The 12,704-nt window shown below is 70.0% G+C and carries 18 protein-coding genes and 1 pseudogene; 14 read left to right on the top strand and 5 right to left on the bottom strand.

Annotated elements, in window-relative coordinates; translation table 11 throughout:
* Positions 1 to 758 precede the first annotated feature (758 nt).
* The gene (locus PBN85_RS02335) at positions 759 to 1,169 is read right to left on the bottom strand and encodes an NUDIX domain-containing protein (RefSeq protein ID WP_271300031.1); all 411 of its coding nucleotides are present in this window, start codon (positions 1,167 to 1,169) and stop codon (positions 759 to 761) included.
* Between the two features lie 97 nt (positions 1,170 to 1,266).
* Here PBN85_RS02335 and PBN85_RS02330 point away from each other — a divergent pair, with 97 nt between their 5' ends.
* From PBN85_RS02330 to PBN85_RS02295, 8 genes are all read left to right on the top strand, one after another.
* The gene (locus PBN85_RS02330) at positions 1,267 to 2,934 is read left to right on the top strand and encodes a GGDEF domain-containing protein (protein WP_271300030.1); all 1,668 of its coding nucleotides are present in this window, start codon (positions 1,267 to 1,269) and stop codon (positions 2,932 to 2,934) included.
* Positions 2,935 to 2,996: 62 nt separating this feature from the next.
* Positions 2,997 to 3,191 carry a hypothetical protein gene (locus tag PBN85_RS02325; protein ID WP_271300029.1) on the top strand — a complete coding sequence of 65 codons (195 nt, stop codon included), beginning with the start codon at positions 2,997 to 2,999 and terminating at the stop codon, positions 3,189 to 3,191.
* A 50-nt stretch (positions 3,192 to 3,241) separates the two neighbouring features.
* Entirely contained in the window at positions 3,242 to 3,481 is a 240-nt protein-coding gene (locus PBN85_RS02320) for an exodeoxyribonuclease VII small subunit (RefSeq protein WP_037531882.1), read from the top strand.
* Between the two features lie 4 nt (positions 3,482 to 3,485).
* Positions 3,486 to 4,376 carry a polyprenyl synthetase family protein gene (locus PBN85_RS02315; RefSeq protein WP_037531880.1) on the top strand — a complete coding sequence of 297 codons (891 nt, stop codon included), beginning with the start codon at positions 3,486 to 3,488 and terminating at the stop codon, positions 4,374 to 4,376.
* A 23-nt stretch (positions 4,377 to 4,399) separates the two neighbouring features.
* A complete protein-coding gene (coaD, locus tag PBN85_RS02310; protein WP_037531827.1) occupies positions 4,400 to 4,906 on the top strand; it encodes a pantetheine-phosphate adenylyltransferase in 507 nt (168 codons plus the stop codon).
* A gap of 80 nt (positions 4,907 to 4,986) precedes the next feature.
* Positions 4,987 to 5,700 carry a peptidylprolyl isomerase gene (locus tag PBN85_RS02305; protein ID WP_037531825.1) on the top strand — a complete coding sequence of 238 codons (714 nt, stop codon included), beginning with the start codon at positions 4,987 to 4,989 and terminating at the stop codon, positions 5,698 to 5,700.
* Positions 5,697 to 6,761 (top strand): tRNA preQ1(34) S-adenosylmethionine ribosyltransferase-isomerase QueA, encoded by a 1,065-nt coding sequence (gene queA, locus PBN85_RS02300; protein ID WP_271300028.1) that lies wholly within the window; start codon positions 5,697 to 5,699, stop codon positions 6,759 to 6,761. Before PBN85_RS02305 ends, queA begins: the two co-directional genes overlap by 4 nt.
* Positions 6,761 to 7,210 (top strand): EF-hand domain-containing protein, encoded by a 450-nt coding sequence (locus PBN85_RS02295; RefSeq protein ID WP_271300027.1) that lies wholly within the window; start codon positions 6,761 to 6,763, stop codon positions 7,208 to 7,210. Before queA ends, PBN85_RS02295 begins: the two co-directional genes overlap by 1 nt.
* A gap of 7 nt (positions 7,211 to 7,217) precedes the next feature.
* On the opposite strand, the gene PBN85_RS02290 is transcribed toward PBN85_RS02295, so the two are convergent.
* A complete protein-coding gene (locus tag PBN85_RS02290) occupies positions 7,218 to 7,382 on the bottom strand; it encodes a hypothetical protein (protein ID WP_200870340.1) in 165 nt (54 codons plus the stop codon).
* Positions 7,383 to 7,446: 64 nt separating this feature from the next.
* Here PBN85_RS02290 and tgt point away from each other — a divergent pair, with 64 nt between their 5' ends.
* The 4 genes from tgt (at position 7,447) to PBN85_RS02270 (ending at position 9,556) form a co-directional block, all read left to right on the top strand.
* Positions 7,447 to 8,583, top strand: a complete 1,137-nt coding sequence (gene tgt, locus PBN85_RS02285; protein WP_271300026.1) for a tRNA guanosine(34) transglycosylase Tgt — start codon at positions 7,447 to 7,449, stop codon at positions 8,581 to 8,583.
* Between the two features lie 2 nt (positions 8,584 to 8,585).
* Positions 8,586 to 8,774: a hypothetical protein gene (locus tag PBN85_RS02280; RefSeq protein WP_037531820.1), complete on the top strand. Its 189-nt coding sequence runs from the start codon at positions 8,586 to 8,588 to the stop codon at positions 8,772 to 8,774.
* Positions 8,775 to 9,089: 315 nt separating this feature from the next.
* Positions 9,090 to 9,296, top strand: a complete 207-nt coding sequence (locus tag PBN85_RS02275; protein ID WP_037531818.1) for a DUF5818 domain-containing protein — start codon at positions 9,090 to 9,092, stop codon at positions 9,294 to 9,296.
* Entirely contained in the window at positions 9,293 to 9,556 is a 264-nt protein-coding gene (locus PBN85_RS02270; RefSeq protein ID WP_271300025.1) for a hypothetical protein, read from the top strand. The genes PBN85_RS02275 and PBN85_RS02270 overlap by 4 nt, the downstream gene beginning before the upstream one ends.
* A gap of 73 nt (positions 9,557 to 9,629) precedes the next feature.
* On the opposite strand, the gene PBN85_RS02265 is transcribed toward PBN85_RS02270, so the two are convergent.
* Positions 9,630 to 10,643 carry a metallophosphoesterase gene (locus tag PBN85_RS02265; RefSeq protein WP_271300024.1) on the bottom strand — a complete coding sequence of 338 codons (1,014 nt, stop codon included), beginning with the start codon at positions 10,641 to 10,643 and terminating at the stop codon, positions 9,630 to 9,632.
* A gap of 186 nt (positions 10,644 to 10,829) precedes the next feature.
* Positions 10,830 to 11,030: a hypothetical protein gene (locus PBN85_RS02260; protein ID WP_037531814.1), complete on the bottom strand. Its 201-nt coding sequence runs from the start codon at positions 11,028 to 11,030 to the stop codon at positions 10,830 to 10,832.
* A gap of 363 nt (positions 11,031 to 11,393) precedes the next feature.
* Here PBN85_RS02260 and PBN85_RS02255 point away from each other — a divergent pair.
* Together PBN85_RS02255 and PBN85_RS02250 are read left to right on the top strand one after the other, a co-directional pair.
* Positions 11,394 to 11,711: pseudogene (locus PBN85_RS02255) on the top strand (DUF1636 domain-containing protein); the annotation flags it as partial.
* A gap of 82 nt (positions 11,712 to 11,793) precedes the next feature.
* The gene (locus PBN85_RS02250) at positions 11,794 to 12,168 is read left to right on the top strand and encodes a hypothetical protein (RefSeq protein WP_037531810.1); all 375 of its coding nucleotides are present in this window, start codon (positions 11,794 to 11,796) and stop codon (positions 12,166 to 12,168) included.
* On the opposite strand, the gene PBN85_RS02245 is transcribed toward PBN85_RS02250, so the two are convergent.
* Complete coding sequence (locus PBN85_RS02245; protein ID WP_333781837.1) at positions 12,163 to 12,642, bottom strand: hypothetical protein; 480 nt, start codon at positions 12,640 to 12,642, stop codon at positions 12,163 to 12,165. The genes PBN85_RS02250 and PBN85_RS02245 overlap by 6 nt on opposite strands.
* Positions 12,643 to 12,704: the final 62 nt, after the last annotated feature.

The following is a 12,704-nucleotide window of genomic DNA, read 5'->3' as shown; positions in this document are numbered from 1 at the left end:
AGATTTATAGGGGGGAACGGCGGGGGGTGTCCTCTAGATCGTTGCGACACCTTGCGGTGAGCCGGACTCGCTGCGGTCGCCTGCGGTCTCGCAGGGGCGGGATCTGTGTCGAGGTCACTTGACCGTTCGACATATCCGAGCGTTTGCGTGGGCAAGGTGGTTCTGGAGGCTGATCTGCTTGCCACGTGACGCAGTATACCCGCGCAGGCGGGACCTTTGCGAAAGTAGCAACCTGACCTGCTCACGTACCACCCCGGCGCAGGCCGGGGTCCAGTTTGGTGAAGCTTTGCAATCAGTTACAATACCTCCCAACTGGGCCCCGGCTTTCGCCGGGGCGGTTTCGAAACTTTCGCAGAGGTCTCGCGCAGGCGGGAATCCAGTGCCAAGTAGAACGGCAGTCTTGGGAGCAAGGAGATACTGGGCTTCCGCTTTCGCGGAGTACTGGAAACCTTCTGCCGTCATGCCGGACGTGTTCCGGCATACACGGTTCGGCAGGAGCGTCGTTTGTTGCTTTTGCGGTACGGTGGACCCCGGAACCTGTCCGGGGTGACGGGGTGTATCGGGCGAGGCTGCGAGTATCGCGGACGTTCCGCGCAGGCGGGCATCTCTTAGCCAAGCAAGACAACGGTCGTGGTGCGCCGAGACATCCCGCCATCACCGGCGCATTCATCAGCCGATCGCGGAGGCCTCAAACAAGCTCGAACGACACTGCCTGTCAGGCGGCGCCGCGCGCGGTCGCGGACGCTTCGCCGGCCCCCTCACCCGAGCTGCCGCAGGGCCGCCAGCGCCGCCCGGGTCGGGGTGGTGAGCGCCTCCGGCAGCGCGTCGAGCGCGAACCATTGGGGCCCGTCGTGCTTGTCGGGCTCGCAGTTGCGCGGGGTGCCGGTGAAATCGAGGACGCGATAGATCGGCGCGACCCAGTGCGTGCCGGCGGCGCGATCGATCTGGTCGACGAAGCACAGCCACTCGACCGCGCCGACGACGATGCCGAGTTCCTCGCCCACCTCGCGCCGCATCGCCGCCTCTGCCGGTTCGAACAGGTCGATCTTGCCGCCGGCGAGCCCCCAATGACCCGATTCGGGCGGTCGCCGGCGACGCAGCAGCAGGATCCGTCCATCCGCGACGATCGCTGCGCCGCAGCCCACCCGTGGTTCCGTCCCGTCGGTCATGACACAGGCGTATAGCCGCTGCCGGCCTTAGCCCAAGGCCATCCGCACAAGCTTCCGTTAACCCTCGGTTCGCATTCGTCTGCTAGCGCTCTCACGCATGCCGCCGCCCGCAACCCGATGGATTCTCACCGTCCTGTTGCTGGTCGTTGCCGCGCTGCTGCCCGGACGGGCGCAGGCCGCGACGCGGATCGACCTCGACAGCTGCATCCGCCCCGCCGCCGCCGGTGACGAGGCTGCGACGCTGTTCGACCGGCCCGATCGTTTCGCCTGTACAGCGAAGCAGAGCAGGTTCGGCCCCGGCGACTTCTGGCTGATCTCGCAGCCGCTGCCGCCCGGCACCGTGCCGCTGCGCCTGCGCCAGGCGAGCCTCTGGCAGTCGCGCGTCACCCTCAATGTCCGCTACGCCGACGGGGCGATCCGCCATATCGGCGTGACCAGCGGCGATACCGGCCGGCACCTGCGGCTCGGCGCGACGATCGAGCTGCCGCTGCCGCCGCATGCCGCGCCGCCGACGCGGTTGCTCTGGCATGTCGAGGGCTCGCTCAACCGGCGCGGCGTGCTGATCGGCCCGGTGCTGGTCGATGCCGATACCGCCGCTGCGAGCGACATGACGATGGCGGCGCTCTATGCCGCCTTTGCCGGCATGTGCCTGGCGCTGCTGATCTACAATCTCGCGCTGTGGGCGGCGCTGCGGCAGGCGTTCCAGCCGGCCTATTGCCTGATGGTGCTGTTCCTGCTCGGCTATGCCTTCTCCTCGTCGGGCCTGCTCGGCCAGATCAGCGGTATCGACAACAACGACCGCCAGCGGCTCAACTATCTGCTGCTGGCCGGCACCGCCTCGGCAGCGCTGGTGTTCGCCCGCGCCTTTTTTGAACGCCGCGTCTTCGACGGCTGGCTGCGCCCCTACAGCACCGGGCTGATCGCGACGCTGCTGACCGCCGCGACCGCCTATGCCTGGTTCACGCCCCGCTATGTGGCGATCACCGACGGTATTTCGACCATCGCCTATGTCGGCGTCATCACGCTGATCGGCCCGATCCTCTACCGCGCCTATCGCCGGCGCAGCAATTACCTGTGGCTGTTCGGTCTCGCCTGGGGCGCGCCGGTGGTGCTCGCCGGGGTGCGCATCCTCGCCGCCTATCAGCTGATCGCCTGGCATTGGTGGATCGACAATTCGACGCTGCTGGCGATGGCGCTGGAGGCGGCGCTGTCGTCGCTCGGCGTCGCCTATCGCATCCGGCTGCTCAGCCTCGAGCGCGATGCGGCGCGGGCGCGGGAAATCGCCGCCCACCGGCTCGCCGCGACCGATCCGCTCACCGGCCTGCTCAACCGCCGCGCCTTTCTCGACGGCGCGATCGGCCGGGCCGGCGAGCATCAGCTGATCCTCGTCGACATCGACCATTTCAAGCGGATCAACGACACGCTCGGCCACGACGGCGGCGACGAGGTGCTGCGGCTGATCGCCGGCGCGCTGCGCGCCGCCGCGCCCGACGCGCTGGTCGCGCGGATCGGCGGCGAGGAATTCGCCATCCTCAGCCCGGCGGAACAGCCGCTCGATGCGCGCGGCGTGCTCGACCGGCTGCGCGTCCAGCGGATGCCGTTCGATCTGATCGTCACCGCGAGCATCGGCACCTGCACCGGCACGCTCGCGCGCGAGACCGAATGGAAGGCGATGTACCGCTGCGCCGACCGCGCGCTGTTCGCCGCCAAGGCGGCGGGGCGCGATCGCGTCCGTCACGGCGTCGCGCTCGCGCAGGTCGCCTGACCCGCTGGCAGGGGCTTGTAATCTCTGGTATGTCTGTCCTCTCGCGAAGGAGACGGGCAGGCATGAGGCAGCAGCGCAAATGGGCGGTCGCGGGAATCGCGCTGCTCGCCGTCGTCGCGGTGCGGCACCCGACTCCGGACATCCGCCTGCTGACCCATGATATCGGCGATCCCCGCCCGCGCCGCTTCCAGGCGGCGATCGACCTCGGTCTCGTCGGCGTCTCGGTGCTCTATACATGGACCGCGCGGGCGCACTGAGCGGGCGGCGGGCGCTTGCACCCGCTTCGGCGCTGCCGCATAGCAACACCATGGATAATCCGATCGAAAGCCTGACGTTCGAGGACGCGCTCAAGGAACTCGAACGCATCGTCGGCCGCCTCGAAAGCGGCGAGGCGACGCTCGACGAATCGATCCAGCTCTACGAGCGCGGCGACCGGTTGCGGCAGCGCTGCGCCGAGCGGCTCGATGCGGCGCAGGCCCGGATCGAGGCGATCCGCCTCGATGCCGAGGGCAAGCCGACGCAGACGCGCCCCTTTGCCGCGGCCTGATCGCGTGACGACGCCGCTGGACGACGCCCTGGCCACGGTCTGCGCCGATATCGACGCGCGCTTCGACCGTCTGCTCGCCATTCCCGACGATCCCCGCGCCGACCTGTATCGCGCGATGCGCCATGCCGCGATCGGCGGCGGCAAGCGGCTGCGGCCGCTGCTGGTGACCGCGACCGGCGATCTGTTCGGCGTCGACCGCGACTGTTCGCTCGACGTGGCGATGGCGGTCGAGGCGATCCACGTCTATTCGCTGATCCACGACGATCTGCCGGCGATGGACGATGACGACATCCGCCGCGGCAAGCCGACGGTGCACAAGGCGTTCGACGAGGCGACCGCGATCCTCGCCGGCGACTGCCTGCATGCGCTCGCCTTCGAGATCCTCGCCGATCCCCGGACGCATGCCGACCCCTTCGTCCGCTCCGAGCTGGTGATGGCGCTCGCCCGCGCCTCCGGCCCGAGCGGCATGGCGGGCGGGCAGATGATGGACCTCGTCGCCGAACGCTCGCGCTTCGACCTCGCCACCGTCACGCGCTTGCAGCAGATGAAGACCGGCGCGCTGATCTCCGTCTCGGTCGAGATGGGCGCGATCCTCGGCCATGTCCCGCCCGAGGGGCGGCGCAGCCTGCACGGCTATGCGCACGACCTCGGCCTCGCCTTCCAGATCGCCGACGACCTGCTCGATGCGGAGGGCGACGAGGCGCGGGTCGGCAAGGCGCTGCGCAAGGACGGCGAGGCGGGCAAGGAAACCTTCCTGTCGCTGCTCGGCGTGACGCGCGCGCGCGAACAATGCCGGATGCTGGTCGACCAGGCGGTACAGCATCTCCACGGCTTCGGCGCCGAAGCGGACGTGCTGCGCGCGGTGGCGCGCTACGTCGTCGACCGCGACCGCTGAGGCGACGGTCCAAGGGGGGTTTCATGGCAGAGCGGATCGGCGTCTATCCCGGCACCTTCGACCCCATCACCCTGGGGCATATGGACATCATCCGGCGCGGCGCGAAGCTGGTCGACCGGCTGGTGATCGGCGTCACCACCAATCCGTCCAAGTCGCCGATGTTTTCGATCGAGGAACGGATGGCGATCGTCCGCCGCGAGGTCGCCGAGCTCGGCGGCAATGTCGCGGTGGTGTCGTTCGATTCGCTGCTGATGGATTTCGCCGAGCGCGAAGGCGCGCGCGTCATCATCCGCGGGCTGCGCGCGGTCGCCGACTTCGAATATGAATATCAGATGGCGGGGATGAACCAGCAGATCAATCCGCGCGTCGAGACCGTCTTCCTGATGGCCGATGTCGCGCTGCAGCCGATCGCCAGCCGGCTGGTCAAGGAGATCGCGCTGTTCGGCGGTCCGATCGCCAAATTCGTCACGCCGGCGGTCTGCGAAGAGGTGGTCGCGCGCGTGAACGTGCTGGGCCGCAAGGGAAGCTAGCCCGCTGCCCCCGCACGTTCAGTTTGGTGCAACCCGGTTTTTGCTCTAAGCCGCCGCAACCCACCTAGGTTGGATATTCCATGCGCCCGTTCGCCCGTCTGCTTGTCGTTGCCCTCAGCCTGTCGATCCTGCCCGTCGCCGCCACGGCGCAGACCGCGCCCGTCGCGCCCGCCCAGCGGGCGACGCCGCCGGCGATGAACGACCCGCAGAACCTCTGGCTGCTCGATCTGTCGGACGGCGGCCGGGTGACGATCTGGCTGCGCCCCGATGTCGCGCCGAAGATGGTCGAGCGGGTCAAGACGCTCACCCGCCAGCATTTCTACGACGGGCTACTGTTCCATCGCGTGATCGACGGCTTCATGGCGCAGGGCGGCGACCCGAAGGGCGACGGCACCGGCGGTTCGACGCTGCCCAACGTCGCCGCCGAGTTCAATTACCTGCCGCACGTCCGCGGCGCGGTATCGGCGGCGCGCGCCGATGACGAGAACAGCGCCAACAGCCAGTTCTTCATCGTCTTTCAGCCCAAGCTCAACCTCGACAAGAAATATACGGTGTTCGGCCGGGTGCTCGACGGCATGCAATATGTCGATGCGATCGAGCGCGGCGAGCCGCCCGCCAATCCGACCCGCATCGTCCACGCCTATATCGCCGCCGACAATCCGCCGGCCTATACGCCGGCGCCCCCGCCCGCCCCGGTGACGCTCGGCGCGCCGGTGACGCTGCCCGGCATCGGGCCGGCCGGCAAGGCCGCGCCCAAGCGCGCGCCCGCCAAGGCCGCCGCCGCCGGCCAGTGAGGGTCGACCTCTTCGATTTCGATCTGCCGCCCGAGCGGATCGCGCTGCGGCCGGCGGTGCCGCGCGATGCGGCGCAGCTGCTCGTGCTCGACGGTGACGACACCTTCGACCGGGTCGTCGGCGATCTGCCGGGTGCGCTGCGGGCCGGCGATTGCCTGGTGTTCAACGACACGCGCGTCATCCCCGCGCAGCTCGAAGGACGCCGCGGCGGCAGCGCGGAGGGCGGACGCGGCGGTGCCGGCGCGACGATCGGCGCGACGCTGCACAAACGCGAAGGGCCGCGGCGCTGGCGCGCTTTCATCCGCAACGCCAAGCGGCTGCGCGACGGCGACCTGATCGAATTCGGCGCCGGCGTCGCCGCCCGCGCGAGCGATCGCGGCGACGACGGCAGCTTCGCGCTCGACTTCCTCGGCGACGAGCCGGTGGAGCTGCTGCTCGAACGCGCCGGGCGAATGCCGCTGCCGCCCTATATCGCCGCCAAGCGCCCGACCGACGCGCAGGACGCCGACGATTACCAGACGATGTTCGCCGCCGAACCCGGCGCGGTCGCCGCCCCCACCGCGGCGCTGCACTTCACGCCGGCGCTGCTCGACGCGCTCGGCGCAGCGGGAATCGCGCATGAGACGCTGACGCTCCACGTCGGCGCGGGCACCTTCCTGCCGGTCAAGGCGGACGACACCGCCGATCACCGCATGCATGCCGAATGGGGCCGGATCGACGCCGAAACCGCCGCGCGGCTGAACGCGGTGCGCGCGCGCGGCGGGCGGGTGATCGCGGTCGGCACCACCTCGCTGCGGCTGATCGAGAGCGCGGCGGGCGAAGACGGGATCATCGCCCCGTTCGAGGGCGACACCGCGATCTTCATCACCCCCGGCTATGCCTTCCGCGGCATCGACGGGCTGATCACCAACTTCCACTTGCCGCGCTCGACGCTGTTCATGCTGGTCTCGGCGCTGATGGGGCGGGAGCGGATGCAGGCGGCCTATGCGCATGCGATCGCCACCGGCTATCGCTTCTACAGCTATGGCGATGCGTCGCTGCTGCTGCCGGGGCGGCGCTGATGCTGCTCGCGCTGCTGCTCCAGGCGGCGATCCCCGCCGCGACGCCGCCCGGCCAGCCGCCGGCGACCTTCGTCGTCGAGCCGGTCGGCATGGCGATCGCCGGCTTCGACAGCGACGGTGACGGCCGGACGAGCCGCGCCGAGCTCGACGCCGGCGTCCGCCGCAGCTTCGCGGCGAGCGATACCGGCAACAGCGGCGCCATCGGCTATATCGCCTTCGCCGACTGGGCGGAGCGCTGGCTCGGCGACCGCAACGCACTGCCGAGCCCGTTCGAGGTCGACAGCGACGGCGACAACCGCATCACGCTCGCCGAATTGCAGGCCGCCTTCGCGCGGGTCTTCGCCCGCCTCGATGTGAACCGCGACGGCTTCGTCTCCCACAAGGAGCTGCTGACGATCCGCGCCAATGCCGGCCGGACGATGGGCCCGCCCGGCAAGAAGAAGCGCTAGCCGCCGCTCACCCGCCGCCGATCCCCTCGATCACCACGCCGCTGCCGTCGCAATTCGGGCAGGCGGCATCGTCGATCCGGCCGCTGCCGTTGCAGCGCGGGCAGACATTCTCGCCGGTGCCGGGGGTGCCGGCGGGGGCGTCGTCGCCGGGGGCCATCGAAGCGTCGGTCATCAGCATCTCTCCTTGCCCGCTCCCAACGCTCGACACCGCGCACCGGCTTCGCCAAAGCGAGGATATGTCTCCGCGTTTCGCCTTCACCATCACCGCGACCGACGGCCGCGCCCGCACCGGCGCGATCGCCATGCAGCGCGGCACGATCCGCACCCCCGCCTTCATGCCGGTCGGCACCGCCGCCACCGTCAAGGCGATGAAGCCCGCCGACGTCGCCGCCGCCGGCGCCGACATCATCCTCGGCAACACCTATCACCTGATGCTGCGCCCCGGCGCCGAGCGGGTCGCGCGGCTGGGTGGGCTGCACGACTTCATGGGCTGGTCGAAGCCGATCCTGACCGATTCGGGCGGCTATCAGGTGATGAGCCTCGCCGATCTGACCAAGCGATCCGAGGAGGGCGTGTCGTTCAAGTCGCACCTCGACGGCACGCGCCACCTGCTCAGCCCGGAACGTTCGATCGAGATCCAGCGGCTGCTCGGCAGCAACATCGTCATGGCGTTCGACGAGCTGGTGCCGACCACCGCGACGCGCGAGGTGCAGGCGGCGGCGATGGAACGCTCGATGCGCTGGGCGAAGCGCAGCCGCGCCGCCTTCGACGGCGGCGGCGACCACGGCGCCAACAATGCGATCTTCGGCATCCAGCAGGGCGCGCTCGACGAGGGGCTGCGCAAGGCAAGCGCCGACGCGCTGGTCGACATCGGCTTCGACGGCTATGCGGTCGGCGGCCTCGCCGTCGGCGAGGGACAGGCGGCGATGTTCGGCTGCCTCGACTTCGCCCCCGGCCAGCTGCCCGCCGACAAGCCCCGCTATCTGATGGGCGTCGGCAAGCCCGACGACATCGTCGGCGCGGTCGAGCGCGGCATCGACATGTTCGACTGCGTCATGCCGACGCGATCGGGGCGCACCGGCCAGGCCTTCACCCGCGAGGGACCGATCAACCTGCGCAACGCCCGGTTCGCCGAGGACCAGACGCCGCTCGACCCGGCGTGCGGCTGCCCGGTCTGCACGACCTGGAGCCGCGCCTATATCCATCATCTCGTCCGCGCCGGCGAGATCCTCGGCGCGATGCTGATGACCGAGCACAATATCCGCTTCTACGAAGACTTGATGGCCGACCTGCGAAACGCCATTGCAGACGGCACGTTGACCGCATTCGCCGATGCGTTTCGAGGGCGATACCAGCGCGGCAAGGGAGAGTAAGCATGTCCGATCAACCCAATGAGATCCTCGCCGCCGCCGCCGCCGCCAAGGCGCAGCAGGATGCCGTCGCGGCGACGCGCGATCCGGCGAGCAAGAAGCGCTGGCCGATGCGGATCATCGGCGTCGGCATCGGCTCCGCGGCGGTGGCCGCGGCGGTGCTGTTCGCCAATTCGGGCAAGAGCCGGGACTGACGCGCACCGTGGGCTGCATCCCCGACGATTGCATATTTTGCATGCTAAGCGCTAACATTTGCACTTGCGAGGATCGGTGCTGCGCTGCACAAAGAGCGTGCCTTTCAGGCATCCTCTCCTAAAAACTTTACGGCCGGTCGTTTCGATCGGCCTTTCTTTTTGCCCACTGGTCCGGCAGGCTGACGCCGTTGCGCCGGGGGCTCAGCCACCGCGGGGAGAGGCGCCGCCGGCACGACCGGCACCGACCCCCGTGGCGGATCGGCGGGGCATCGCACCCCCTGCCACCGTTCCGACGCTTGCATGAAGAGGGCCGCCATGACGATCGCGATCGGCACCAGGGTCGATGAAACCGGCACGCTGATCCGCGACGGCGGCGCCTTCTACCTCCGCCGCGATGCGGGTGGACGCTGGGAGCTCGAATTGCATCGCACCCCGGTCGATCTCGTGGAGAAGCGCGTCCGGCTGGTCGGCACCTTGGTCGGGCCTCAGCTGGTCAACGCCGACGGCGTCGCGCCGGCGTGAGCGCGCCGTCCGACGATTATGCCCGCGGCCGCCGCGACGGCCTGCGCCTCGCGCTCGCCATCCTTGCCGCCGAGGAGGCGAAATGGGCGGCGCTGCTCGGCGAGAGCGCCTCGTGGCGGACCAATGCGACGCGGGAGGTGCGGCACAAGACGCTGCAGGTCGCGCAGACCCGCGTCCAGACCGCGCTCAACCGGCTGACCCCGAAGGATGCGGCGGTCGACGGCGAACTCGCCGCGGCGCTCGACAAGCTCGGCCTGTAGCGGTTCGCGCGGACGCGCAGAGGTGTCATGCTTGGGCGCGCGGCTGACGCCGTGCTTGCCTCTTCGCAAACCCTTACCGCGCGGCGCGCAGCGTGATCCGCGTGATCTCGGGCGGGCGGCCCAGGCGCAGCGCGAAGCCCGGCCACAGGCCGGTGCCGTTGCTGACGTACAGCGTCATGCCGTCAACGTCATAGCGGCCGGAGACGAAGCCGCCGTTCGCCGGCCCCAGCGCCGCGGCGAGCCCGGCGATCATCCCGCCGTGCGTATGCCCCGACAGTTGCAGCGCGACGCCGCGCGCCGCGGCGGCCCGCGCGAGACGCGGCTGATGATCGAGCAGGATCACCGGCGCCGCAGGGCTGCGGGCGAGCGCCGCGCCGAGGTCCGGCCCCGCCTCGCCATGCGCTCGCGCGGAGATATCGGTGACGCCGGCGAGCACGATCGCCGCATCGCCACGTGTCAGCACGCGATGCGCGTTGGGCAGCATGCGGAAGCCGAGTCCGCTCAGGTGGCGCATCCACCCGCCGTAATCGAAGAAATATTCGTGGTTGCCGGGGATGGCATAGACGCCGTCGGGCGCCCGCAGCCCGGCGAGCGGCGCGACGTCGTCGCGGCGCATCGCCACCGAACCGTCGATGAAATCGCCGGTGACGACGATCAGATCCGCGCCGGCGGCATTGGTGCGATCGACCACCGCCCGCGCCCAGCCTTGCGGGAACAGCCGGCTGATGTGCAGATCGGTCAGCTGGATCAGCCGATAGCCGTCGAACGCCGCCGGCAGATCGGGGATCGTCACCGCGATATCGCGCACCGGCGGCACCCGCACGGCCTGCGCGACGCCGATCGCGGCGAGCAGCGCCGCCACCCCGGCCGCGGCATAACGTACCGTATCGGGCAGCGCGACGCCACCGCGCCGCACCGCCATCGTCGCGAGCGTGCCGAGATCGAGCGCGATCTGCACCAACGCGAGCAGCAGCAGGGCGCCGAACGCCCAGTTGAACGCGATCACCACGCCACGCGGAAATTCGGGTGCGAACACCGAGCCGGACGAGAGTCGGCTCCAGAAATGGAATTGCGACGCCGCCAGCATGGCGAGGCCGATGCCCCCCTTCGTCCACAGCGGCAGGCCGAGCGGCAGCAGCCAGCGCAGGATGACGTACGCAGTGGGTGTCGCGAAGAACAGGTGAAAGATCGTCAGTCTCCCCGCCGGACACCCGGCGTCACGAAAAGGCCGGCGCGCCGGCGGGGCAGAATGCCGACGCGCCGCGGGCGGCGATCAGCTCGGATGCGCGGCGCTCTCGGCCGCGGCGGCGCCCGGCTCGGTCGGGATATCCGACACCGCACCGACATCCGCCTCGGCCTGTTCGGCGAGCTTCATCTGTTCATAGGCGATTTCGAGATCGGCGACACCGGATCCGGTCGGCTGGATCGGCAGGTCGGTCTGGCCTTCGGCATCGGGACGGATCGGGTCGTTCATCGTCGGTCTCCTTGTGTGGAGACGGCAACGCACCGCGGCGCGATGGGTCGCATCGCCGCGTCATTCCGCCGCCGCGACGCCCGACAAGGTGGAGCCGCCGCCACCTCACGTAGCGACGGCTCCGACAGTCCTGGAGAACTGCACACGACATATTCGGGAGAAATCTGCCGCTGCGGCCGCCCTTAATGGTTAACGTCAGCAAGTCGACCCTATTCGTCGCCCGCTTCGGACAGTGTACGCCAGCGTACCGGGGCCGTCCGGTTGGCAAACCCGGTGTCGACCGTTAGGCCGGCGGCTCCGCCATCCCCCTGCCGCCATGCCGGCGGCAGGTGCCGGGCCGCGGCAGGACAGCGTGATGCGGATATGAAGCTCGTCCCCGTTCCCCCCGGCGTCGACGTCATCGCGTGCAGCACCTGCCACCGCCGCGGCGATCCCCGCGATGCCGCGCAAGGCCCCGCCGGCGCACGGCTGCTCGCCGCGTTGCGCGAGGCGCAGGCCGGTCAGGCCTCTACGGGAGTGGCGGTGCGGGCGATGCCCTGCCTGTTCGCCTGCGCCGAAGCCTGTACCGTCCATCTCCGCGCGCCGGGCAAGATCGGCTATGTGCTCGGCCGGTTCCGCCCCGATGCCGCGACGGCGCAGGCGATCCTCACCTTCGCCGCGCATTATGCGGCGAGCGAGACGGGAGAGGTGGCGTTCGCCGTGTGGCCCGAAGCGGTGAAAGGCCATTTCCTCACCCGGACCCGCCCGAAGGATTCCTCGTCGCATGAGCCATCGCCGCTCTGCCGCGACGGCGCTGGCCGTCGCGCTCGCCGCCTGTGCGCAGCATCCGCCGGTCGAAGGCCCGGTCGCGCTCGGCGAGACCGCGCTGGTCGGCGGTCCGCGTGTCCGCCCGGATCACGTCGTCGAGGACAGCCGCTGCCCGGTCGGCACGACCTGCGTCTGGGCCGGGCGGGTCGTGGTCCGCGCCACCGTCTCGGGCGGCGACTGGACGAAGCCGGTCGACCTGATCCTCGGCGTGCCGGTGCCGGTCGCCGACGGCCTGCTGACGCTGACCGCGGTCACCCCCGCCCGCCGCGCCGGCACCTCCGCGAAGACGACACCGTCGCGCTTCACCTTCGCCTTCCAGGGCGGCCTATAGACCGACGCGCAGCCCGAGCGCGTAATAATGCGGGCCGGCATTGCCCTTGACGCTGATCGTCGGCAGCAGCGGCAGCGCCACCGTGCCATAGGGGCGGAGGTCGTCGCCGATGCGCACGCCTGCCCCGACCGTGGCGAGGAGCGGGATCGCATAGGTCGCCTCGACACGGCCATAGGCCTTGACCGCGGTATCGTCGCACTTGCTGCTCGCCGCATATTGGCCGGTCTCGCCATCGCGGCAGCGGGCGTTGCCGCCGTTCGGATCCTCATGATAGCGATCGTTGTCGCCGCGATAGACCAAGGCGCCGATCATCGGCGTCAGGCGGAAGCCCGCCGCGCCGAAGCCGTAGCCGACCCCGAGTTCACCGCCCCAGCGGGCATCGGCCCGCGCACCGTTCGCCTCCAGCGTCAGCTGCGCCGCCGCCGGCGTCGCGGCCGCCATCGCCACGGCGAGCCCGCCGGCGATCCACCCCATAATCCGCATAATGCCCCCTAAGCTATTCGATTTACCGGCTTCTATCGAGGCGCCTACGGGCC

The sequence above is a fragment of the Sphingomonas sp. CV7422 genome, assembly GCF_027945725.1.
GTDB lineage: Bacteria > Pseudomonadota > Alphaproteobacteria > Sphingomonadales > Sphingomonadaceae > Sphingomonas > Sphingomonas kyungheensis.
Note: the sequence above shows the minus strand (reverse complement) of the source record. Positions and strands in the feature narration are given on the sequence as shown.